Here is a 22,724-nt window from a genome sequence, read left to right as displayed (position 1 = left end):
TGAGGGGTCGGGGCTCGCGTGGATACCCACGAAGCGCCGTAGGGTGGGCTTCAGCCCACCGGCAACCTCGCCGGCAACCTTGGTGGTGGGCTGAAGCCCACCCTAAAGCCTTCTCAACCTGGCAGCTGCTTCGTTCCGAAGATCTTGTCCCCCGCATCGCCCAGCCCGGGAAGGATGTAGCCCTTCTCGTTGAGCCGCTGGTCGATCGAAGCGGTGAAGATCTCCACGTCCGGATGGGCGTCGCCGATGCGCTTGAGGCCTTCCGGCGCGGCGACCAGGAACAACCCCTTGATGCGCCGGCAACCGGCCGCCTTGAGCATGTCGACCGCCGCCACGAGCGTGCCGGCGGTCGCCAGCATGGGATCGACGATCAGGGCGGTGCGCTCGTGCATGCTGCCGCTGAGCTTTTCGTAGTAGGCGACCGGAGCAAGCGTGGCTTCATCCCGCTGCACGCCGACCACGCTGACCTTGGCCGAGGGAATCAGGTCCAGTACGCCCGGCAGCATGCCAAGGCCGGCACGCAGGATCGGCACGATCGTGACCTTCTTGCCCTTGATACGTTCGACCGTCACCGGGCCGGCCCAGCCTTCGATGGTGTCCTCGAGTGTGTCCAGGTCCTTGGTCGCCTCGTAGGTCAGCAGGGCGGCCACTTCGGAGGCGAGCTCGCGGAACTCCTTCGTGCTGATGCCGGCACGGCGCATCAACCCGAGTTTGTGGCGAATGAGCGGGTGGCGGACTTCGGTGACGGGCATGGCAATTCCTCCAGTTGCGCGCCGCAGGAGCCGGGCGCGACCGCAATGCATCCCGGTCGCGCCCAAGGTGCTCCTGCAAGAGCCTGAATTTGTCAGGCACGAAAAAGGGCGCGCCGTTGCCGACGCGCCCTTCGTTTCACTTCGCTCAGGCCGCCTCGGCGGTCTGCTTGCGCGGACCTTTCAGCAGTGCCTGGCGCACGTGGTCCACGACCAGGTCGACTTCGGCGCTGGTGACATTGAAGTGCGGCGTGAAGCGCAACGAATTGGCACCGCCGTGGATCACGCCCACGCCGTGCTCGCGCATGTATTCCTCGGTCGAGTTGGAGCCGTAGCACTTGAACTGCGGCGCCAGCTCGCAGGAGAACAGCAGGCCGGTGCCTTGCACCTTGGTGATCAGGCCGCCCAGTTCATCCTTGAGCTTTTCCAGCTTGGCCACGAATTCCTCGCCACGGGCCTTGATGTTGGCGCGCACCGCGTCGGTGAGCAGGTCCATCGTGGCCAGCGCCACGTCCAGCGCGCGCGGGTTGGTGGTCATGGTGTTGCCGTAGATGCCCTTGCGGTACAGGCCGGCGGTGCGGTCGCTGACAGCCAGCACCGACAGCGGGTACTGGCCGGCGTTGAGCGCCTTGGAGAAGGTCTCCATGTCCGGCGCCGGCAGCTTCTCGAAGCCGGGGTAGTCGATGATCGACAGCACGCCATGCGCACGCAGGCCGGCCTGGATCGAATCGACCAGCAGCAGCGTGCCGTGCACCTCGGTCAGTTCGCGCGCGGCCTTGTAGAACTCCGGCGTCACCGCGCGGCCCGGGTCGCCTTCGCCCATCACCGGCTCCAGGAACATCGCCTCGATGAACCAACCGTGCTTGTCGGCGTCTGCGAACGCGGCTTTGAGCTGCTCCACGTCGTAGGGCGCGACCGTGATCAGCGTGTCCTCGTGGCGGTAGCTGGCAAGGTGCTGCTGGTAGGTCTTGCGGCTGGAATCGGAATACAGCGCCGGCTTGTCGGTACGGCCGTGGAAGGCGCCGCGCACGGACAGGCGCTTGATCGTGCGGTTGGCATGGCGGCCGCCCGTGTCGGTCATCAGCTTGGCGTTGACGTCGGCGATGCGGCAGGCCAGGCCCACGGCTTCGGAACCGGAGTTCAGGCATAGGTACTGCTTGTACGGATTGGCGCCACGGCTGCGGCCCAGCTCCTTGTCCATCGCGCGGGTGAAGCGCAGCTGCGAGACGCTGGGCGACATCACGTTGGCCATCACCTGCGGCTGCGACAGCGCTTCCATGATCGCCGGCTGGTTGTGGCCGAAGCCGAGCATGCCGTAGCCGCCGTTGTCGTGCAGCACGGCGCCCTTGAGCGTCACGATCCACGGACCGCGCGCGGCGGCCGGCAGGTACGGGTTGATCGCGTCGTCCGGATAGAAGTTGACGTAGCCGGCCTGGGCCTTGGCCAACTGCTCGGATTCGTCCAGCTTGAGGAAATCGCCAAGTTCCGCGCGCAGTTCGCGATGGCGGGCCAGGGCCTCGTCGACAGCCTGCACCAGTTCGGGGGCGCTGGCCGCCATGCGCTCGATGTTGGCGTCGTCCAGGCCAACGGTACGCGGCTTGCCGCCGAATTCGCGCATCTCGCGCAGCTGATCGATCACACCCATGGCAGTCCTCCTCGTGGCCGGCCGGCGCCTCGATGGCGCCGCTGGCGGTGATTGCGGGCACGCGCGGCTTTCGGCGCATGCGGTTGTGCGGACCCGTCTTTTCGACCGTGGAAAGCGCGCCTGACGGGCCGGGGATAATCCCAAGGATACCGTGCGCCCGGCTCCGCCGTAACCCCGCATGACGGCTGTCACCAGCGCCGGCTGACGTCGACCAGTGTCCGCAAGGCCTTGCCGTGCCTAATGTTTGCGTCCATACCAAGGAGGTCCCATGGACATGTCAGCCATCCCGGTCGCGCGCCTGCGCGGTGCGGTCAAGCGCTACGGCGCGCTCACCGCCGTCGACGGCCTGGACCTCGCCCTGCATCGCGGCGAGCTGCTCGCGCTGCTCGGTCCCAATGGCGCGGGCAAGTCTTCCGCCATCAGCCTGCTGCTGGGTCTGCACCGGCCCGATGCGGGCGAAGTGGAGCTGTTCGGGCAGGATCCGCAGCGGATCGAGGCGCGCCGGCGGATCGGCGTGATGCTGCAGAGCGCCACATTGCCGCTGACGCTGCGTGTGCGCGAGTTGCTGCGCCTGACCGCCAGCTACTACGCCAATCCGCGCGTGCTGCAGGAATCGGCTGAATTGGCGGCGGTCGAGGACCTGCTCGACCGCCCCTACGGCAAGCTCTCCGGCGGCCAGCAGCGGCGCGTGCAGTTTGCGTTGGCGCTGTGCGGGCGTCCGCAACTGCTGTTCCTGGACGAACCGACCGTCGGCATGGACATCGAGGCGCGCCAGGCGCTGTGGGCAGCCATCCGCCGGCTGGTCGGCGAAGGCTGCTCGGTGCTGCTGACCACGCACTACCTGGAAGAGGCCGAGGCGTTGGCCGACCGCGTCTGCGTGATGACCCGCGGTCGCGCCATCCACGAAGGCACGGTCGACGAGCTGCGCGCCCGCGTAGGCGTCAAACGCATCCGCTGCATCAGCACGCTGCTGCCCGAAACGGTGGCTGCCTGGCCCGAGGTGGTGGAGGTGCGCGTGGAAGGCGGTCGCCTGCAGCTGACCACCGCCGAGGCCGAAGTGGTGGTGCTGCGCCTGCTGCAGAACGACGCCTGGCTGCGCGAGCTGGAAGTGCAGCGTGCGGGCCTTGCCGAAGCCTTCACCGAACTGACCCGCGATGCCGACGCATCGCCCAATGACCAGCGAGAGGCCGCCTGACATGGATACGCTTTCCCTGAACCCGGCCGCCGACAACGACACGATGCCCGCTGGCCGCGTGCTCGGCGCCTACCTCGCCGAGGCACGCAGCGAATGCCTGCGCTACCTGCGTGCGCCGAGCTTCATGCTGCCGATTACCCTGTTTCCCGGCATGTTCTACCTCGTGTTCGGCGTGCTGATGGCCAAGGGCGAGGGCACCGACGCGGCGCGCTACCTGCTGGCCAGCTACGCCACCTTCGGCGTGATGAGCCCGGGCTTGTTCGGCTTCGGCGTGTCGCTGGCGCTGGAGCGCGATGGCGGCCTGCTCACGCTCAAGCGCGCACTCCCCATGCCACCGGGCGCCTACCTGCTCGGCAAGATGCTGATGGCGATGGGGGCGGCCGCGTTCGTGGTACTGCTCCTGCTGGGACTGTCGCAGACCGCGCACGTGTCGCTGTCGCTTACCCAGGCCGCGGCGCTGCTGACCACCGGCGTGCTCGGCGTGTTGCCGTTCTGCGCGCTGGGCATGTTCATCGGCACGCTGGTCAAGGGGCAGGGCGGCCCGGGCGTGCTCAACCTCATCTACCTGCCGATGTCGTTCCTGTCCGGCCTGTGGTTCCCGCTGCCGATGCTGCCCAAGGTGCTGCAGCAGATCGCGCCGGTGTGGCCGAGCTACCACCTTGACCGCCTGGCGCTCGCCGCGGTGGGCATGCCGCAGGATGGGCTGGCCGGGCACGTGCTGGTGCTGCTCGGATTCACCGCCGCCTTCCTGCTGCTGGCCGCACGTCGGCTGCGCCGGTACGGTTGAAGTAGCATCAGCGCGATCGCCTCGCAGGACCGGCCCATGAATCGCCTCGCCACCTGGTTTGCGCCCGAGCCCGGATCGCGCGTCAGCGAGATCATCCAGCAGGGCAAGTCGCCGCGGATGGAATCGGTCCATTTGCTGTGGTCGGCCTGGCTGTTCGTCACGCCGCTGTTCGACCGCGGCTACACCTGGCGCTGGGCCATCCTGACCGCGCTGACCTACCCGGTGTTCGTGGCGCTGTTCGCCAAGTCCATGCTGGTTCCCCGGAACATCGCGGCGCGCTACGGCATGGGGCTGGCGCTGTTTGGCATCGTGCTGATCCCGTTTTATTCGGGCAGCGTGAACTACTTCATCTACGGCTGTGTGTCCTGCAGCGTGAGCAGCCGCCGCCTGGCGCCGTTCTTCTTGCGCCTGCTGCTGTTGAACGCGGTCTACCTGCTGGTGGCCTGGAAAGTGGGCTATCCGTGGCAGGCGCTGGTCGCCTTCCCCATGATGACCATCATCATCGCCATGGTGACGCACGTGGAGCGCATCGGGCACGAGAAGGACGCGGCGCTCAAGCTTTCCCACGACGAAGTACGCCGGCTCGCGGCCACCGCCGAGCGCGAGCGCATCGGGCGCGACCTGCATGACCTGCTGGGCCACACGCTGTCCTTGATCACGCTCAAGCTGGAACTGTCGCGCAAGCTGTTCGATCGCGACACCGAGGCGGCGCGGCGCGAGGTGATCGAGGCCGAGAACGTCGCGCGCCATGCACTGGCGCAGGTACGCGCGGCGGTCACCGGCATCCGTGCGACCGACCTGGCGGCCGAACTGGCCTCCGCGCGGCTGCTGCTGGAATCTTCCGGCGTCCACCTGGACTATGGCCAGCCACCGTGCCTGCCTGCCGAGACCGAGCGCGGCCTGTCGCTGGTGCTGCGCGAGGCGGCGACCAACATCGCGCGCCACGCGGCGGCCACCTGCGCCAACGTGGCTTTCGAATGCATCGACGGCGGCCTGTGTCTGACCATCGCGGACAATGGTCGTGGTGGCGTGCTGGAAGAGGGCAACGGCCTGACCGGCATGCGCGAGCGCGTGCGTGCGCTCGGCGGTCGCCTGCAGATCCATTCGCAGCAGGGGCATGGCACGCGCCTGCGGGTGGTGGTGCCGTTGCCCGCGTCGGCGATGCAGATCGCGGCGGCGCCCGCGCCGGTCGACAGCCTGCCGATGACAGCGGAAGCGCGCCCGTGATGCGGTGGTTCGCGCCGCGGCCGGACTCGCTGCTGGGGCAACTGCGCTCGCCGCTGTACATGCGCTGGCAGGCCGGCCTCTCGCTGTTCGCGCTGGTGGCCCTGTTCCAGGGACCGGCGTCGCTGCACCGCGAGCTGGGAACGTGGCTGGCGCCCACGCTGTTGGCGGTCCCGGTGTTCGTGTACCTGTACTCGCGCGTCTACGTGGGGCCACGCCGGCGCGTGGACTGGTATGTCGCCGGCATGGTCGCCACGGGGTTGGCGTTGTGGGCCTGCAACCCCTTTGGTTTCATCCTGTTGATCCTCGCCAGTGTGGTCGCTGCGTTCTCGCCATCGTGGCGGCGCTGGCTGGCCAGCGTGGCGGTGATGGGCGCGTTGACCCTGGCCAAGGCGTGGGCCTTCGGCGATCCGCTGAGCATTGCGCTGTGGGTGGTGATGTCGGGTCTGTTCGGCGGCTTCAGCAACATCGCCTACATGCACAGCGCGCGCAAGGACGCGGAACTTCGCCTGTCCCAGACCGAGGTGCGGCGCCTGGCGACGCTGGCCGAGCGCGAGCGCATCGGTCGCGACCTGCACGACCTGCTTGGGCACACGCTGTCGCTGGTGGCGCTCAAGTCGGAACTGGCCAAGCGCCTGGCCCTGGCCGAGCCAGCCCGCGCGCAGCGCGAGATGGCCGAGGTCGAACGTGTCGCGCGCCACGCCCTCGCCGAGGTGCGCGCGGCGGTGACCGGCATGCGCCGCAGCGATCTGGGCGCCGAACTCACCTCTGCCCGGCTCATGCTGGAAGCTTCCGGTGTGGCGTTCGAGGGCAGCTTGCCTGATGGCCTCGCTCTGCCCGACAGCGTCGAGGCTTCGGTCGCGCTGGTGCTGCGCGAGGCGATCACCAATATCCACCGCCACGCGCGCGCCACCCAGGCCAGCGCGAGCGTTTCCTTCGAAGACGAGATGCTCCAGATGCACATCAGCGACAACGGGCGCGGCGGGCTGGCCGCGCATGGCAACGGCGTGAGCGGCATGCGCGAACGCGTGCGCGCCTTGGGCGGCACGCTGGCGATCGACTCGCCGCCGCGGCACGGCACGCGGCTGTCCATCCGCGTGCCGGTGACGGCGCAGGCAAGCGTGCCCGCGGAAAGCAGCGCCAAGGAATCATCCCTGGTTCCGGCTGCCGGGAGTGCCGCATGATCCGCGTGCTGCTGGCCGAGGACCAGGCGATGGTGCGCGGCGCGCTGTCGGCGCTGCTCAACCTGGAAAGCGATATCGAGGTGCTCGGTTCCGCCGCCGATGGCGAGAGCGCCTGGCGCGAGCTGCAGCGACTCAAGCCCGACGTGCTGGTCACCGACATCGAAATGCCCGGCCTGACCGGCCTGGAACTGGCCCAGCGCATCCAGCGGCAGGAGCTGCCGATGAAGGTGATCATCGTGACCACCTTCGCCCGCCCCGGCTTCCTGCGCCGTGCGCTGGATGCAGGCGTATCCGGTTATCTGCTCAAGGACGCCCCTGCCGAGAACCTGGCCGAGGCGCTGCGCACGGTGCACCGCGGCGGCCGCGCGATCGATCCGCAACTGGCGCTGGAAGCCTGGACCGAAGCCGATCCGCTCAACGACCGCGAACGGCAGGTCCTGCGCCTGGCGGGCGAGGGGCTCTCGGCCGGCGACATCGCCACACGGCTCAATCTTTCGCACGGCACCGTACGCAATTACCTGTCCGAGGCGATCGGCAAACTGGGTGCGGGAAACCGTATCGAGGCGTTCAGGCTGGCGCGGCAGAAGGGCTGGCTGTAAGGCGTGGCCGAGGCGGATTTCCAACGCGAGCTGCAAATGCAGGTCGGCGCCACCGTGCTTGTCTGCCAAGAGGCCGAGCGTTACCTGAAGGCGCTGCTGCCTTTCATGGACTCGACGCTCCCCAGCCTCGCCGAAGCGCTGGATCGGCTCGGAAAGCTCAAGAGGCACCCGTTCGGGCCTCTGACGGAGCAGTTCATGGACCGGTCCCTTTCAATCAGCGACGGCATACGGGAGCAGCTTGCTGGGCTGGTGAACAAGCGCAACAACATCGTGCACCACTTCACCGAGACGTACGGTGCAGAGCTCCGGGCCGGGAAGCACCAGCAAGTTCTCGCCGACCTCCGGACGACGTTCGCCAATCTGGCAACTCTCCGTAATGCGCTCGCCGAGGCCGTGGCGTTTCTTCTGGAGGCGATACGGGACACGGTTTTCACGAATACGCCCGAATACGAACAGATGAGAGAGCTTTGTGCGTCGTTCCGGCAAGCGTTGGAAACGCGACCGGACCGATCCCTAGCGTAGGGTGGGCTTCAGCCCACCGGCTCGTTTGCGCGCAGGGGTGGTGGTGGGCTGAAGCCCACCCTACGGGATCCAGTTGGGCGCACGCTTGTCGAGGAAGGCGCCCAGGCCTTCCTGGCCTTCGGCCGAAACCCGCAGTCGCGCGATCAGTTCGGCATTGTCCGCGTCGATGGCACCGGCGCCCGTTTCGTCGATCCCGGCCATGCGCAGCGCCAGCTGCTTGGCCTCGCGCTGCGCCTGCGGACCGGCCTTGGCGAGCAACTTCAGCGTGAAATCGATCGCCTCGTCGAGCCCCTCGGCCGGCACCACGCGGTGCAGCAGGCCGATGCGGCAGGCCTCGGCCGCGTCGAAGATCTCGCCGGTGAGGAACAACCGGCGCGCCTGCCGCACGCCGATGGCGGCGACTACGTAGGGCGAGATCACCGCGGGCACCAGCCCGAGCTTCACTTCGGTAAGACCGAACTTCGCGCCGTCCGCGCCGATGGCGATGTCGCACGCGGCGATCAGCCCCACGCCGCCGCCGTAGGCCGCGCCGTTGACGCGCGCAATGGTCGGCTTGGGCAGGAATTGCAGCGTGCGCACCAGCGCGGCCAGGCGCAGCGAGTCCTCGCGGTTCTCCTGTTCGCTCGCCCCCGCCATGCCGCGCATCCAATTGAGGTCGGCGCCCGCGGAGAAGCTCGCGCCCGTGCCGGTCAGCACCACGGCCCGCACGGCATCGTCACGGCCGGCCTCCACCAGCGCGGAGGTCAGCTCGGCAATCAGGCCGTCGTCAAAGGCGTTGTGCACCTCCGGGCGATTGAGGGCGATCTGGCGGACGGCGGCGCGGTCGGTAACGAGGATGGCGGACATGCGCGGGGCTTCCTGCGGAAAGCGGGGAGTGTAGCGGGGTGTGAGGCAAGGCTTCCCCCATCCGCCTGTCGGCACCTTCCCCCGTGAACGGGGGAAGGTGCACTGGCTGCCGCGCGCTTCGATGTTTCCCGGTCGCCTGGATGCTACGTCCCGATCCTTCCCCCGTCCTACGGGGGAAGGATCACTGGCTGCCGCGCGCTTCGATGTTTCCCGGTCGCCTGGATGCTACGTCCCGATCTTCCCCCGTCCCACGGGGGAAGGATCACTGGCTGCCGCGCGCTTTGATGTTTCCCAGTCGCCTGGATGCCACGTCCCGATCCTTCCCCCGTCCCACGGGGGAAGGTGCCCGAAGGGCGGATGGGGGAAGCCTTGCGACAAAGCCGCCCTGCGCACCGAGCCCCTTTGGCCTATAATGCGAACCATTCTTATCTTCAATACCCCACCGTGCGCCTCTCCGACTTGCCCAAAGGTTCGCCCGCCGTGGTCGACCGCGTGGACGATGCCCACGCCGGCGACCCCATCGCGCAGCGCCTGCGCGACCTGGGCTTCGTCGACGGCGAGCCGGTACGCGTGGTCGCCTGCGGTCCGCTCGGCGCCGATCCCCTGCTGATCCAGATCGGCTCCACCCGCTTTGCCCTGCGCCGCAGCGAGGCGGCGCGCATCTATGTGAAGGCGGAGGCGGCATGAGCGCGCAGGGCCTGCGTATCGCGCTGGTGGGCAACCCCAACTGCGGCAAGACGGCGCTGTTCAACCAGCTCACCGGCGGGCGGCAGAAGGTCGCCAACTACGCCGGCGTCACCGTCGAGCGCAAGGAAGGCCGTTTCGTGGCGCCGTCCGGCCGCGTGCTGCAACTGCTCGATCTGCCGGGCACCTACAGCTTCGATGCGGCGAGCCCTGACGAGCAGATCACCCGCGACGTCTGCGAGGGCCGCTACCCGGGCGAGCCGGCGCCGGACCTGATCGTCTGCGTGGCCGATGCCACCAACCTGCGCCTGCACCTGCGTTTCGTGCTGGAGGTCAAGCGCCTGGGCCGACCGGTGGTGCTGGCGCTCAACATGATGGACACCGCGCGCCGCCGCGGCATCGTGATCGATGTGCTCGGACTGCAGCGCCTGCTCGGGGTGCCGGTCGTGGAAACCATCGCGGTCAGGCGTGGCGGTGCGAAGGCCCTGATCGAGCGTGTCGATGGCGAAGTGCCGGTGGCCGCGCCGGTGCAGCCGGACGACCCGGCCAGCCGCAACGACCTGCACGCGCAGGTGCGCGCACTGATGGCCGCGACGGTGATCATGCCGCGCGCCACCGACGCCGTGGATGACGCGATCGACCGCTGGGCGCTGCATCCGGTGTTCGGCCTGGGCATCCTGGCCGTGCTGATGTTCCTGATCTTCCAGGCGGTGTTCTCCTGGGCGCAGCCGCTGATGGATGCCATCGAGGCGGGCGTGGGCACGCTCGGCACCTGGGTGACCTCGGCGCTGCCGCCGGAAAGCGCGCTGCACAGTCTGCTCAACGACGGCATCTTCGCCGGCCTGGGCGCGGTGCTGGTGTTCCTGCCGCAGATCCTGATCCTGTTCCTGTTCATCCTGGTGCTGGAGGAATCCGGCTACCTGCCGCGCGCGGCGTTCCTGCTCGACAAGCTGATGTTCAAGGCCGGCCTGACCGGGCGTGCCTTCATTCCGCTGTTGTCGAGCTTCGCCTGCGCGATCCCCGGCATCATGGCCACGCGCAGCATCACCGATCCGCGCGACCGGCTCACCACCATCCTGGTCGCGCCGCTGATGACCTGCTCGGCGCGCCTGCCGGTCTACACGCTGCTGATCGCCGCGTTCATCCCGCACCGCACGGTGGGGGGCGTGTTCAACCTGCAGGGCGTGGTGCTGTTCACGCTGTACGTGGCGGGCATCGTCAGCGCGCTCGCGGTGGCGTTCGTGATCAAGCGCTTCCGCAAGGACAAGAGCGAGCACGCGCTGCTGATGGAGCTGCCGTCCTACCGCCTGCCGAACGTGCGCGACGTGGCGCTGGGGCTGTGGGAGCGCGCCAAGATCTTCCTCAAGCGCGTGGGTGGCATCATTCTGGCGCTCACCGTTTTGCTGTGGTTCCTCTCCAGCTTCCCGGGGCCGCCGCCGGGCGCCAGCGGGCCGGCGATCGACTACAGCCTGGCCGGCCGTCTGGGCCACGCATTGCACTATGTCTTCGCGCCGATCGGCTTCAATTGGCAGATCTGCATCGCGCTCGTGCCGGGGCTGGCCGCGCGCGAAGTGGCGGTCTCCGCGCTGGGCACGGTGTACGCGATGTCCGGCAGCGACGACACCATTGCCAACCAACTCGGGCCGCTGATCGCGAATCAGTGGTCGCTGGCCACCGCGCTCAGCCTGCTCGCCTGGTACGTGTTCGCGCCGCAGTGCATGTCGACGCTTGCCGTGATCCGTCGCGAGACCAACTCCTGGCGCAACGTGGCAATCACTGCCGGCTACCTGTTCGGCCTGGCTTACCTGGCCTCGCTGCTGACCTACCAGATCGCGCGGGCGCTCTCGTGAGCACGTTCGCGATCGTGCAGGCGGTGGTGCTCACGCTGGTGCTGCTGGCCAGTCTGCTGGCCGCGTTTCGCAAGCTGCTGCCGCAGACGGCCAAACGCATGCAGGCGCGTCTTTCGGCCGCGCTGGACCGCCCCGGCCGCGCGGCGGCCCTGCGGCGCGCAGGTAGCTGGCTGCAGCCGGTCGACGCGAAGAGCGGCGGTTGCGGGAGCGGCGAGGGCTGCTCCAGTTGCGGCGGCTGCGCACCGACGCCTGTGGCGCAGCAATCGGTGCCGCTGCATTTTCGTCCGCGCGGTCGCTGACGCTGAGCGACCCGCGCAGGCCGCCACCAGTCGAGGGTCATGCACCAGACGCCACCGCGGCATCCGTTGCGCACTGGACGGCGCGATAGAGAGAAAAAGCGCGAACGACCGGAATCTCTGAAGGAGCGCACCTGTGCGCGACCGTGCGGGCACGGCGGTCGCGCACGGTCCCGCTCCTGCAGGAGCTACATACGAAATACGCCGAAGCGCTGCGGCTCGATCGGCGCGTTCATGGACGCCGAAAGCGCCAGGCCGAGCACACGGCGGGTATCGGCCGGATCGATGATGCCGTCGTCCCACAACCGTGCGCTGGCGTAATAGGGATGGCCCTGGCGTTCGTACTGCTCGCGGATCGGCGCCTTGAAGGCATCCTCCTCGTCCGCGCTCCATTGCTTGCCGGCAGCCTCCAGGCCGTCCCGCTTGACGGTCGCCAGCACGCTGGCGGCCTGCTCGCCGCCCATCACGCTGATGCGCGCGTTGGGCCACATCCACAGGAAGCGCGCACCGTAGGCACGGCCGCACATGGCGTAGTTGCCGGCACCGAAGCTGCCGCCGATCACCACGGTGAACTTGGGTACGTGCGAGCAAGCCACGGCGGTCACCATCTTGGCGCCGTCCTTGGCGATGCCGGCCTGCTCGTACTTCTTGCCGACCATGAAACCGGTGATGTTCTGCAGAAACACCAGCGGCACGTTGCGCTGGTTGCACAGCTCGATGAAATGCGCGCCCTTGAGCGCGCTCTCGGCGAACAGGATGCCGTTGTTGGCGACGATGCCCACCGGGTAGCCGTGGATGTGCGCGAAGCCGGTGACCAGCGTCTTGCCGTAGCGGGCCTTGAACTCGTGGAATTCCGAGCCGTCGACGATGCGCGCGATGATCTCGCGGATGTCGAACGGACGGCGCGTGTCCTGCGGAATGACGCCGTAGAGCTCCTCCGCCGCGTACTTCGGCTCGACCGGGGGCTTGAGCGCCAGCGGCATGTCCTTGCGGCGATTGAGGCTGGCCACCACGTCGCGCGCGATGGAAAGCGCATGCGCGTCGTTTTCCGCGTAATGGTCGGCGACGCCCGAGACGGACGTATGGACGTCCGCGCCACCGAGCGTTTCGGCGTCGACCACCTCACCGGTGGCCGCCTTCACCAGCGGCGGACCGCCCAGGAAGATGGTGCCCTGCTCGCGCACGATGATGGTCTCGTCGCTCATCGCCGGCACGTAGGCGCCACCGGCGGTGCAACTGCCCATCACCACGGCGATCTGCGGGATGTTGAGCGCGGACATGCGCGCCTGGTTGTAGAAGATGCGGCCGAAATGTTCCTTGTCCGGAAACACCTCGTCCTGCAGCGGCAGGAACGCGCCGCCGGAGTCGACCAGGTAGATGCACGGCAACCGGTTTTCCAGCGCCACCTCCTGTGCACGCAGGTGCTTCTTCACCGTCATCGGGAAATAGGTGCCGCCCTTGACCGTGGCGTCGTTGGCGACCACCACCACCTCGATGCCGTTCACGCGCCCGATGCCGGTGATGATGCCGGCGGCCGGCGCCGCGTCGTCGTACATGCCATGCGCGGCCAGCGGCGAGAGCTCCAGGAAAGGCGAACCCGGATCGAGCAGTGCGCGGATGCGCTCGCGCGGCAGCAACTTGCCGCGCGCGATGTGCTTCTCGCGTGCCTTGGCACCGCCGCCTTCGGCGTTGCGCGCAAGTTGCGCCTTCAGGTCATCGACCAGCGCGCGCAGAGCCGCACTGGAAGCCTGGAAATCGGGCGAACGGGTATCGATCTGCGAAGCAATGCTGGTCATCGGACTGGACTCTGGCTCATTCGTTCGTAACCGCACGCGGCGGGGTGTCATCCATGGGCGCGATAGCGAATTGGAGCGAAGCGCACCGGCCAAACTCCCGATGATAACCGGCGACCGCCGCGCGTGCGGTCAACACGCGTGTCGCGCGAAAGGCGCGCATAAAAAAACCGGCCGCAAGCGGCCGGTTTTTTCCGATCTGACAACCGAAGGATCAGTGACCCTTGTTCTGGTCGTCGGCAGCATCCTTGGCGTTGTCGGCGGCGTCCTTGGCAGCGTCGGCAGCCTTGTCAGCCTGGTCCGAAGCGTTGTCGGCGGCGTCCTTGGCCTGCGACATGGCGTCCTTCGACATGTCGTTGTTGGCCGGGGCGGCAGCCGAGGCGGCAGTAGCAGCCTGCTGGGCCTGATCAGCAGCCTGGCCGGCGGCGTTGGCGGCCGTGGTGGCCTGCTGGGCAGCCTGGTCGGCGGCCGGCGAACCGGTCTGCGCCGCAGCCTGCTGGGCCTGGTCAGCGGACTGCTGAGCCTGGTCGGCGGACTGCTGGGCGTCCTGCGCGGAATCCTGCGCGCCGTTGCTGCAAGCCGCCAGCAGCGCGACGAGCGCGGAGGCGAGTAGGGTACGCGTCAACTTCATGGTGGATCTCCTTTGCCGTGGAATGCCGTTTTGGCCGCGTATTAATAGCGCTTTCGCCGTACACGCGCCATATGTTTTACCAACTGCCCTTCAGTACATATTAAAAAGCCGGTTAACAGGCTTTCATTCGTTCCGTCGACAGAAGGTGACGGAAAGGCCTTAATCCAGTCGCTCCACCGCGATCGCCGTGGCTTCGCCGCCGCCGATGCAAAGGGACGCTACGCCGCGCTTGCCACCGCGGGTCTTCAGGGCGTTGAGCAGGGTGACCACCAGGCGCGCGCCGCTGGCGCCGATCGGGTGGCCCAGCGCGCAGGCACCGCCGTTGACGTTGAGCTTTTCGTGCGGCACGCCCAGCTCGCGCATCGGCGCCATGGCGACCACCGCGAAGGCTTCGTTGACCTCGAACAGGTCCACGTCCTCGACCTTCCAGCCAGCCTTGTCCAGCACCTTCTGGATCGCGCCCACCGGCGCGGTGGTGAACCACTCCGGTTCCTGCGAGTTGGTGGCATGCGCCACGATGCGCGCCAGCGGCTTGATGCCGCGCGCCTTGGCGTCGTCCGCCGAGAGCAGCACCACGGCGGCGGCGCCGTCGGAAATGCTCGACGAGCTGGCCGCGGTGATGGTGCCATTTTCCTTGCGGAAGGCGGGCTTGAGGGTCGGGATCTTGTTGATGTCCGAGCGGCCGGGCTGCTCGTCGGTGTCCGCCACCACGTCACCCTTGCGACCTTTGACCGTCACCGGAACGATCTCGTCGGCAAAGGCACCGGAGGCCTGCGCTGCCTGCGAGCGCTTGACCGATTCGATCGCGAAGGCGTCCTGGTCCTCGCGGCTGAAGTGGTACTTGTCGGCGCACTGCTCGCCGAAGATACCCATCGCCTTGTTGTCGTACGGGTTGGTCAGGCCGTCGTAGGCCATGTGGTCGACCAGTTGACCGTCGCCGTAGCGGATGCCGGTGCGGGCGTTGACCATGTGCGGGGCGTTGGTCATCGATTCCATGCCGCCGGCCACCACCACCGCGGCCGAGCCGGCCTTGATCAGGTCGTGCCCCAACATGATCGACTTCATGCCCGAGCCGCATACCTTGTTGATGGTGGTGCAGCCGACGGCCGGCGGCAGGCCGGCGCCGAGCGAGGCCTGGCGGGCCGGCGCCTGGCCGAGGTTGGCGGTCAGCACGCAGCCCATGATCACCTCGGTGACCTCGGACGGTGCCACGCCGGATTGTTCCAGCGCGGCCCGGATCGCGGTCGCGCCGAGGGTGGGGGTGGGCACGCCGGTGAACTGGCCGAGAAAGGAGCCGATGGCGGTGCGCTTGGCGCCGGCAATGACGACGTCGGACATGGGAATTCTCCGCGAGGCTTGGGCGCGCCCTGCGCGCCGTGGACGATTGCCCATTATCGCAGCGTATGCCGCAGTGCGGCAAACCGCGCCGGCCGCGCTTCCGTGCACGCTTCCGGGGCATGGCTTGTGGGAAACTGGCGCCGGTTTGCGGGCGCCGACCCCGCCAGCGGGGACCGGCACGGAATAGGGATGTGGGGAGAGCAAGCATGAATACGCAGGTATTGCGCCGCCGGGACGTGGCGCTCGGAATCCTCGTCGCGTTGAGCCTGAGCGCGTGTGGTGGCGGTGGTGGCAGCAATGTCCGCCCAACGCCGCCCCCGGCCCCGCCCCCCACCACGCCTACGGACGAGCCGCCGCTGGATGCGCAGCTGGCCCTGACCAACACCTATGCCGCCCATAACCAGGGCTATACCGGCGCGGGCGTCACCATCGGCATCGTCGACAGCGGCGTGATGCGCACCCATCCCAGCCTTACCGGGCGGGTGATCGACGAACTGATCTACGTCGATCCGCAGGTCAACGACACCAGCGTCGACGACGTCGTCGGACACGGCACCTGGGTTTCGGAGATCGCTGCGGGCGCCGCGGCCGGCGAGTTCCCGGGCGGCATTGCGCCGGGCGCCAGCCTGGTGTCGGCGCGCATCATCGCGGACGAGGAGCCGACCGACGATGGATCCGGCCAGGGCAATGCCGTGGGCGCCTCGGATGCCGACTTCTTCGGCCAATACCTCAATCCTGCGTTGATCGCCGACGGCGTGCGCGTCCAGAACAATTCCTGGGGCGGCATCTACTGGGATACCACCGACCCGAGCATCAACCAGGCCTTCGCCCAGGCTTACGACGATTTCGTGATCAGCCACGACGGCCTGGTGGTGTTCGCGGCCGGCAACGAGAGCCGCACCGATCCCAGCGACATCGCCGCGTTGCCTTCGCTGGCGCCCGAGCTGGAGCGCGGCTGGCTGGTCGCGGTGGCGGCCGACAGCAATAGCACAGCGGCGGGAAATACCGAACTGGCCGACTATTCCAATGCCTGCGGCAAGGCCATGGATTACTGCCTGACCGCCCCAGGCGACGTGATCGTCAGCGACAAGGATTACCCCACGGGTGATTCGAGCAAGGATTACTGGATCGTCAGCGGCACCTCGTTCGCCGCACCGCAGGTATCCGGCGCCGCGGCGCTGGTGTGGGAGGCGTATCCGTATTTCACCAACGACATGGTGCGCCAGACGCTGCTGGGCACGGCTGACGACCTGGGTGCGGCCGGTCCGGACGCGATCTTCGGATACGGCATGCTCAACGTCGGCAAGGCCGTCAACGGCCCGGCGAAATTCGACTGGGGCGATGCCACCGTCGACTTCACCGGCGAGTCGAGCTGGAACAACGCCATCTCCGGCGCGGGCGGGCTGGTCAAGCAGGGCAGCGGCACGCTCAACCTGACCCAGGCGTCGACCTATACCGGTCTGACGCATATCGAGGGCGGCACGCTCAACGCCCAGTCGCTGGCCGGTGCGCTGCAGGTGGACATCGGCGGCACCCTGGGCGCCGCAAACAGCATCGGCGGCGACATCGACAACGCCGGCGTGGTCACGGTCAGCGGCAGCGACCTTGCTGTCGGTGGCAACTACTACCAGTACGACAGCGGGCGGCTGGCGCTGGAGCTGGGTTCGGTGCTCAAGGTCGCGGGCGCCGCCAATCTTTCCGGCGGCGATCTTTACGTGATCGGCAAGCGCTCGGACTACGTGGTCCACGCGCACACCGACGTGCTCGTCGCGAACGCTGGATTGACCGGCACCTTCAGTGCGATCAACGCCGCCTCCAACGTGATGCTCACCGCCACGGCCGGCTATGACGCGACCACGGCCTGGCTGGACGTGACCCGCGCGGACGTCACCGCGATCCAGGGCATGAGCTACAGCGCTTCCAGCTACAACGCGGCGCAGCGCGTGGAAGGGGCGTTCGAACAGCTCGACGGTCAGGTGGCCTCCGGCGGCACCGGTTCGGCTTCGGGGGGCGGCGGTTTCGTCGCCGGCGCGGCGCACCTGCAGCAGGCAGCCACGCTTTCCAGCGCCAGCCAGTCGCTGGAGAGCCTCTCCGGTCAGCTCCATGCCGCGAGCGCGGCGATGACCTTCGAGGCGATCGATGCGGGCACGCGCGCCCTGTCCGACCGGTTCGACCGTCTGCTCGACAGCAACGGCACCGGAAGCTGGACGCAGAACCTGGGCTACCACGGTGACCTGGCGCGCAGCGGCTACGCGAACGTGGGTGTGGATCTTTCCGGCATGCTGGTCGGACAGGACATGCGCATCGGCAGCAACGGCGTGGCCGGCTTCGCCCTGAGCCAGTCGCAAGGCCTGGGCCGGCTGGTCGAAACCGCCGACCAGGGCCGCAGCCACGCGGTCGAAGGCATGCTCTACGGCGGCCTCGTGCGGGGCAACGCCTACCTGATGGGCCGCGTGGGCATGGGCAACTATCGCGAATCCATGCGTCGCCATGTGTTGCTGGGCCCGGCATTGGCTGGTGTCGCCAGCGACAGCCACGGTCGCTACGACGTTGCCTATGGCGAGAGCGGCTACCGCACCACATGGGGCCGGCTGACGCTCACGCCGTACGCCAGCCTGCAATACGCGCGGATCGACAGCAGCGGCTTCAACGAGCAGGGCGCCTGGGGTTTCGGCCTCAAGGCCGACGCGCATGCGATCGAGCGTTGGCAGGCCGGGTTGGGTTTGCGTGCAGCGCGGGCATGGACCTTTGCCAACGGCGGCAGCCTGGACCTGCAGGCCCACCTGGCCTGGCAACGCGCGCTTGCCACGCGCGGCGACGGATTCGACGCGAGCTTCACCGGCATCGACCAGTGGGCGCCGCTGGGCGGCATCGGGCTGTCGCGCTATGGCGGCGTGGCGGGCATGACGCTGGATTGGGCGATGTCGCCGCGGGCGGGGCTCACCTTCGGCCTCGACCACCGGTTCGCCCAGCGCGAGCAGGGAAGCATGGCAACGCTGGCGTACCGGTTGTCGTTCTAGCCACCGTAGGTGGGCTTGCGCCCACCATCCGGATGCTGGCGGTGGGTTGAAGCCCACGCTACGAACAAGGGCCCATGTGCGGGCCCTTTTTTTACGCCTTGCCGTGGAAGAGCTCGCGCCCGATCAGCATGCGCCGGATCTCGTTGGTGCCGGCGCCGATCTCGTAGAGCTTGGCATCGCGCAGCAGCCGCCCGGCCGGGAACTCGTTGATGTAGCCGTTGCCGCCCAGCGCCTGGATCGCCTCCAGCGCCACCTTGACCGCGTTGGTCGAGGCATTGAGCAGGCACGCCGCCGGATCGATGCGCGACTTGATGCCCGCGTCGAACTGCTGCGCGACGAGGTAAGCGAAGCCACGCGAGGACTGCAGCGCCGTGTACATGTCGGCCACTTTCGCCTGCATCATGCCGAACGTGCCGATCGGCGCGTTGAACTGCTTGCGCTCGCGCACGTAGGGCAGGGTGAGGTCCAGTGCCGCCTGCATCAGGCCGAGCGGGCCACCGGAGAGCACCAGGCGCTCGGTGTCCAGGCCGCTCATCAGCACGCGCACGCCCTCGTTGACCTCGCCGACGATGTTCTCGGCGGGAATCTCGCAGTTGTCGAACACCAGCTCGCAGGTGTTGGAGCCGCGCATGCCGAGCTTGTCGAGCTTCTGCGCGGTGGAGAAACCCTTCATGCCCTTCTCGACGATGAAGGCGGTCATGCATCGGCTGCCCGCCGCGCGCGGGGCGGTGCGCATGTAGACCAGCAGCACGTCGGCGTCCGGGCCATTGGTGATCCACATCTTCGAGCCGTTGGCGACCCAGACGTCCCCTTGAAGCTCGGCCTTGCAGCTCATCGAACCGACCACGTCGGAGCCGGCGCCCGGCTCGCTCATCGCCAGAGCGCCCACGTACTCGCCCGAGCACAGCTTGGGGATGTATTTGCGGCGCTGTTCCTCGCTGCCGTTGTGGAAGATGTTCTGCACGCACAGGTTCGAGTGCGCGCCGTAGGACAGGCCGACCGAGCCGGAGGCGCGGGAGATCTCCTCCATCGCCACCATATGCGCCAGGAAGCCCATGCCGGTGCCGCCGTATTCGGTCGGAATGGTCATGCCGAGCAGGCCCATCTCGCCGAACTTGCGCCACAGGTCTTCGGGGAAGGCGTTCTCGCGGTCGATGCGGTCGGCGCGCGGGGCGATCTCCTTTTCCGCAAAGGCGTGGACGCTTTCGCGCAACAGGTCGATGTCTTCTCCGAGCGGGAACGGGCGCATCCGTGTACTCCTTAAGGTCTGGTCGGGAATTTTAGCGCGGTAGGTCGTGTGGCTTGCGGCAAGTCCACCCCCATCCGCCCTTCGGGCACCTTCCCCCGTAAACGGGGGAAGGATCAAACTGCGGTGCGCCAGCCTGGTGAGCCTTCCCCGGTAAACGAGGTAAGGACCAAATTGCGGCGCACCAACCTGGTGAGCCTTCCCCCGTTTACGGGGGAAGGTGCCGACAGGCGGATGGGGGGAGCCTCGCCTGGAACCAGCACAAACAAAAAGGCCGCCAACCGGCGGCCCTTTCGTCAACGCGAAAGCATCACTGCCCGCGCATGCGCCCCTGGAAGCGCGTACCGCCATTGCCCATGTGCGGCAGCTTGATCTTGCCGATGGACTCGATGCGCTCCTCGGCCAGGCGATCGGCGGCCTTGTAGGTCGGCACGCTCTGCGTCTTGGAGATCTCGAAGATCCGGCCCAGGTTGTAGTAGATCGTGCGCATCATGCGCATCGCACGCTCGCGGTTGTAGCCGTCGATCTCCAGCGACACGTTCATCACGCCACCGGCGTTGACCGCGTAGTCCGGCGCGTACAGCACGCCACGCTTGTTCAGCTCGTCGCCAATCGCGTCGGTGGCCAGCTGGTTGTTGGCCGCGCCGCAGATGATCTTGGCCTTGATGCGGTCGATCGTCTGCTCGTTGACCGTGCCGCCCAGCGCGCACGGCGAGTACACGTCGGCGTCGACGTCGTAGATCTCGTCCAGGCCCACCGCTTCGCAACCGAGCTCGTCGACGCAGCGCTGCACCGCATCCTTGTTGATGTCGGTGACGAACACCTTGGCGCCCTGCTCGCGCAGCAGCTTGATGAACTCCGAACCGACGTGGCCGGCGCCCTGCACGGCGTAGCTGTACTTGCCCACGTCCTCGTTGCCGTGCTTGAAGTTAAGCGCGGCCATCAGGCCCTGCAGCGTGCCGTAGGCGGTGAACGGCGACGGATCGCCCGAGCCGCCGTGCACCTGGTGCACGCCGGTCACGTACTCGGTCTCGCGGAACACGTATTCCATGTCGTTGACGTCGATGCCGACGTCCTCGGCGGTGATGTAACGGCCGCCCAGCGAGTTGACGAAGCGGCCGAACGCGCGGAACAGCGCCTCGGACTTGTCCTTGGACGGATCGCCGATGATCACCGCCTTGCCGCCGCCCAGGTTCAGGCCGGCCACGGCGTTCTTGTAGGTCATGCCACGCGACAGGCGCAGCACGTCGTTGACCGCGTCCTGCTCGGTCTTGTACGGCCACATGCGAAGACCGCCGAGCGCCGGGCCCAGCACCGTGTTGTGGATCGCGATGATGGCCTTCAGGCCGGCGTCCTGGTTGTGGCAGAAGACGACTTCTTCGTGACCCGTCTTGGCGATGGTTTCAAAGATCATTGGAACGATGACTCCACGAGTTTGGCGGATGCCTTGGGGAGGGCATCCCGCAGAAAGTGTGGCGGGCCGATCCAGTGCGGACCGCCTCAGGCGGCAGAAAACGCTTGAAAGTCAAAGCCCCGGCAAGGGCCGGGGCGGTCGATTCAGTCCGCTAGTTTAGTACGTCGGGCCGCCGCCCGTTTCTGCGGCGCAGCAAGCCGGGCGCGAGGTGCGCCCGGCAGCGGGCCTCAGCGGTCCCAGTGACCGCGGTGGAAACGCCAGTCGCGGCCATGCCGCTCCCAGCGCGCCGGGCGGTAGTGGCGGCCGGGGCGCGCACGCACCCAGTAGCCCTCGCGCCACACATGCCGGTGGATGCGCGGACTCCAGCGCCAGTAGCCCGGCGCCCACGCATAGCCCGGCCGCGGTCGCACGTGCACCACGCGGACAGGCGGAGGCGGGGGCGGCACGCCGATGCGTACGCCGACCGTCACATGGGGACTGGCCTGCGCGGTCGGCGCATAGGCGGCTGCGCCGAAAGCCAGGCCGAGACCGGCGAGCAAAGCGAGGGGACGGGTGATGGAATGCATCGTGTTCTCCGTGGGCGCCGCGCGTGGCGGCGTGCAGTCCGGAGAACGGGGCGGGCGGTCCCGTGTTGACGTAGTGCTCACGTGCGTTCAGCGGGCAGCAGGCTGCTGTTGGCTTCCGGCAAGGCTTCGCCCATCCGCCCTTCGGGCACCTTCCCCCGCGTGGCGGGGGAAGGATCGGCGCGTGGAAACCACCTAGCGAGCCTTCCCCCGCGAACGCGGGGGAAGGTACCGACAGGCGGATGGGGGCGCTATTGCCGCAGCCCCACGCGAACGGGAAACGCTTTACATCCTGCAGCTGGGCGAATGCCCGCTCGACCGCGCCTGCTGGTACACCGGCATCAGCTGCTGCGCCTGCTGGCCCAGCACCTGCGCACGCTTGTCCGGCGCCGGATGCGTGGACAGGAACGCCGGCGTGCCGCCGCTGCCCTGCTTCTCCATCTTCTCCCACAGCGTCACCGCGGCACGCGGGTCGAACCCGGCCCTGGCCATGTAGCGCTGCCCCAGCGTGTCGGCCTCGGCTTCCTGCGTGCGCGAGAAGGGCAGCAGGATGCCCACGGTCGCGCCGGCACCCAGCAGCGCCGCGACGTTGCCGGCATCACCGCCGCGCGTGCCCGCGTAGATGGTGCCGGCGGCCACCGCTGCCTGCGCAGCCATGTTGTCCGACACACGCTCGGCACCGTGGCGCGCCACCACGTGCGAAAGCTCATGCCCGAGCACCACCGCCAACTGGTCCTGGTTGCTCGCCACCTTGAACATGCCCTGGTTCACGCCGATGCGGCCGCCGGGCAGGGCGAAGGCGTTGGCGGTGTTGTCCTCGATGATCTGCACTTCCCACTGCTGGGTGTTCCACGGCGGCGGCAACACCGAGATCAGCGCCTGTGCGACGCAGGTGGCGTAGGCCCGCTCCTTCGGCGCGTTGGCGAACTTGCCCTCCTGGCGCATCTGGTTGAACGACGCCAGGCCCATCTGGCTCATCTGCGCGTCGGACACCACCATCAGCTGCGAGCGTCCGGTAGGCGAGGTGGCGCAGCCGGCAAGCAGCGAGGCGAGGGCTGCGGCGATCAGCAGGCGGGGCTTCATGAGGCGTCTCCTTTGCGAGGGCAGCAGCCAAGCTTAGCCGCAGCGCCCGCCTAGA

At 68.0% G+C, this 22,724-nt stretch carries 20 protein-coding genes; 10 read left to right on the top strand and 10 right to left on the bottom strand.

The window, feature by feature from the left end; translation table 11 throughout:
• Positions 1–113 precede the first annotated feature (113 nt).
• Together upp and ACFWZ3_RS03125 are read right to left on the bottom strand one after the other, a co-directional pair.
• The gene (gene upp, locus ACFWZ3_RS03130) at positions 114–752 is read right to left on the bottom strand and encodes a uracil phosphoribosyltransferase (RefSeq protein WP_439706336.1); all 639 of its coding nucleotides are present in this window, start codon (positions 750–752) and stop codon (positions 114–116) included.
• Between the two features lie 145 nt (positions 753–897).
• Positions 898–2,394 carry an aminotransferase class III-fold pyridoxal phosphate-dependent enzyme gene (locus ACFWZ3_RS03125; protein WP_439706335.1) on the bottom strand — a complete coding sequence of 499 codons (1,497 nt, stop codon included), beginning with the start codon at positions 2,392–2,394 and terminating at the stop codon, positions 898–900.
• A gap of 268 nt (positions 2,395–2,662) precedes the next feature.
• On the opposite strand from ACFWZ3_RS03125, the gene ACFWZ3_RS03120 reads away from it, so the two are divergent.
• Genes ACFWZ3_RS03120 through ACFWZ3_RS03095 form a run of 6 tightly spaced genes read left to right on the top strand, consistent with a single transcriptional unit; the run spans position 2,663 to position 7,905 of the window.
• On the top strand, positions 2,663–3,589 hold the full coding sequence (locus ACFWZ3_RS03120; protein WP_439706334.1) for an ATP-binding cassette domain-containing protein: 927 nt from the start codon (positions 2,663–2,665) through the stop codon (positions 3,587–3,589).
• A 1-nt stretch (position 3,590) separates the two neighbouring features.
• Positions 3,591–4,376 carry an ABC transporter permease gene (locus ACFWZ3_RS03115; protein WP_439706333.1) on the top strand — a complete coding sequence of 262 codons (786 nt, stop codon included), beginning with the start codon at positions 3,591–3,593 and terminating at the stop codon, positions 4,374–4,376.
• Positions 4,377–4,412: 36 nt separating this feature from the next.
• Positions 4,413–5,603, top strand: coding sequence for a sensor histidine kinase (locus tag ACFWZ3_RS03110; RefSeq protein ID WP_439706332.1), 1,191 nt, complete (start codon positions 4,413–4,415; stop codon positions 5,601–5,603).
• Complete coding sequence (locus ACFWZ3_RS03105; protein ID WP_439706594.1) at positions 5,603–6,784, top strand: sensor histidine kinase; 1,182 nt, start codon at positions 5,603–5,605, stop codon at positions 6,782–6,784. The genes ACFWZ3_RS03110 and ACFWZ3_RS03105 overlap by 1 nt, the downstream gene beginning before the upstream one ends.
• Positions 6,781–7,383: a response regulator transcription factor gene (locus ACFWZ3_RS03100; RefSeq protein WP_209618483.1), complete on the top strand. Its 603-nt coding sequence runs from the start codon at positions 6,781–6,783 to the stop codon at positions 7,381–7,383. The genes ACFWZ3_RS03105 and ACFWZ3_RS03100 overlap by 4 nt, the downstream gene beginning before the upstream one ends.
• Before the next feature lie 3 nt (positions 7,384–7,386).
• A complete protein-coding gene (locus ACFWZ3_RS03095; protein WP_439706331.1) occupies positions 7,387–7,905 on the top strand; it encodes a hypothetical protein in 519 nt (172 codons plus the stop codon).
• A gap of 60 nt (positions 7,906–7,965) precedes the next feature.
• Here the strand turns inward: ACFWZ3_RS03095 and ACFWZ3_RS03090 are convergent, their stop codons facing one another.
• The gene (locus ACFWZ3_RS03090) at positions 7,966–8,751 is read right to left on the bottom strand and encodes an enoyl-CoA hydratase/isomerase family protein (RefSeq protein WP_439706330.1); all 786 of its coding nucleotides are present in this window, start codon (positions 8,749–8,751) and stop codon (positions 7,966–7,968) included.
• Between the two features lie 444 nt (positions 8,752–9,195).
• On the opposite strand from ACFWZ3_RS03090, the gene ACFWZ3_RS03085 reads away from it, so the two are divergent.
• The 3 genes from ACFWZ3_RS03085 to ACFWZ3_RS03075 are packed head-to-tail and all read left to right on the top strand — an operon-like array spanning position 9,196 to position 11,584.
• Entirely contained in the window at positions 9,196–9,438 is a 243-nt protein-coding gene (locus ACFWZ3_RS03085) for a FeoA family protein (RefSeq protein WP_209618493.1), read from the top strand.
• Positions 9,435–11,285 (top strand): ferrous iron transport protein B, encoded by a 1,851-nt coding sequence (gene feoB, locus ACFWZ3_RS03080; RefSeq protein WP_439706329.1) that lies wholly within the window; start codon positions 9,435–9,437, stop codon positions 11,283–11,285. The genes ACFWZ3_RS03085 and feoB overlap by 4 nt, the downstream gene beginning before the upstream one ends.
• On the top strand, positions 11,282–11,584 hold the full coding sequence (locus ACFWZ3_RS03075) for a DUF6587 family protein (RefSeq protein WP_439706328.1): 303 nt from the start codon (positions 11,282–11,284) through the stop codon (positions 11,582–11,584). Before feoB ends, ACFWZ3_RS03075 begins: the two co-directional genes overlap by 4 nt.
• 185 nt (positions 11,585–11,769) lie before the next feature.
• On the opposite strand, the gene ACFWZ3_RS03070 is transcribed toward ACFWZ3_RS03075, so the two are convergent.
• From ACFWZ3_RS03070 to ACFWZ3_RS03060, 3 genes are all read right to left on the bottom strand, one after another.
• The gene (locus ACFWZ3_RS03070; protein ID WP_439706327.1) at positions 11,770–13,377 is read right to left on the bottom strand and encodes a carboxyl transferase domain-containing protein; all 1,608 of its coding nucleotides are present in this window, start codon (positions 13,375–13,377) and stop codon (positions 11,770–11,772) included.
• 211 nt (positions 13,378–13,588) lie between these two features.
• Entirely contained in the window at positions 13,589–14,005 is a 417-nt protein-coding gene (locus ACFWZ3_RS03065) for a hypothetical protein (RefSeq protein WP_439706326.1), read from the bottom strand.
• Positions 14,006–14,164: 159 nt separating this feature from the next.
• Complete coding sequence (locus ACFWZ3_RS03060; protein ID WP_439706325.1) at positions 14,165–15,343, bottom strand: thiolase family protein; 1,179 nt, start codon at positions 15,341–15,343, stop codon at positions 14,165–14,167.
• Between the two features lie 206 nt (positions 15,344–15,549).
• Here ACFWZ3_RS03060 and ACFWZ3_RS03055 point away from each other — a divergent pair, with 206 nt between their 5' ends.
• Positions 15,550–18,363, top strand: coding sequence for a S8 family serine peptidase (locus ACFWZ3_RS03055; RefSeq protein WP_439706324.1), 2,814 nt, complete (start codon positions 15,550–15,552; stop codon positions 18,361–18,363).
• A 91-nt stretch (positions 18,364–18,454) separates the two neighbouring features.
• Here the strand turns inward: ACFWZ3_RS03055 and ACFWZ3_RS03050 are convergent, their stop codons facing one another.
• From ACFWZ3_RS03050 to ACFWZ3_RS03035, 4 genes are all read right to left on the bottom strand, one after another.
• On the bottom strand, positions 18,455–19,612 hold the full coding sequence (locus ACFWZ3_RS03050; protein WP_439706323.1) for an isovaleryl-CoA dehydrogenase: 1,158 nt from the start codon (positions 19,610–19,612) through the stop codon (positions 18,455–18,457).
• 307 nt (positions 19,613–19,919) lie between these two features.
• Positions 19,920–21,023 carry a Glu/Leu/Phe/Val dehydrogenase dimerization domain-containing protein gene (locus ACFWZ3_RS03045; RefSeq protein ID WP_439706322.1) on the bottom strand — a complete coding sequence of 368 codons (1,104 nt, stop codon included), beginning with the start codon at positions 21,021–21,023 and terminating at the stop codon, positions 19,920–19,922.
• Between the two features lie 227 nt (positions 21,024–21,250).
• Positions 21,251–21,589, bottom strand: a complete 339-nt coding sequence (locus ACFWZ3_RS03040; RefSeq protein ID WP_439706321.1) for a YXWGXW repeat-containing protein — start codon at positions 21,587–21,589, stop codon at positions 21,251–21,253.
• A 282-nt stretch (positions 21,590–21,871) separates the two neighbouring features.
• Positions 21,872–22,669, bottom strand: coding sequence for a M48 family metallopeptidase (locus ACFWZ3_RS03035; RefSeq protein WP_439706320.1), 798 nt, complete (start codon positions 22,667–22,669; stop codon positions 21,872–21,874).
• Between the last annotated feature and the right edge of the window lie 55 nt (positions 22,670–22,724).

The sequence above is a fragment of the Frateuria sp. GZRR35 genome (assembly GCF_051900415.1).
Classification (GTDB): Bacteria; Pseudomonadota; Gammaproteobacteria; order Xanthomonadales; family Rhodanobacteraceae; genus Frateuria_A.
Note: the sequence above shows the minus strand (reverse complement) of the source record. Positions and strands in the feature narration are given on the sequence as shown.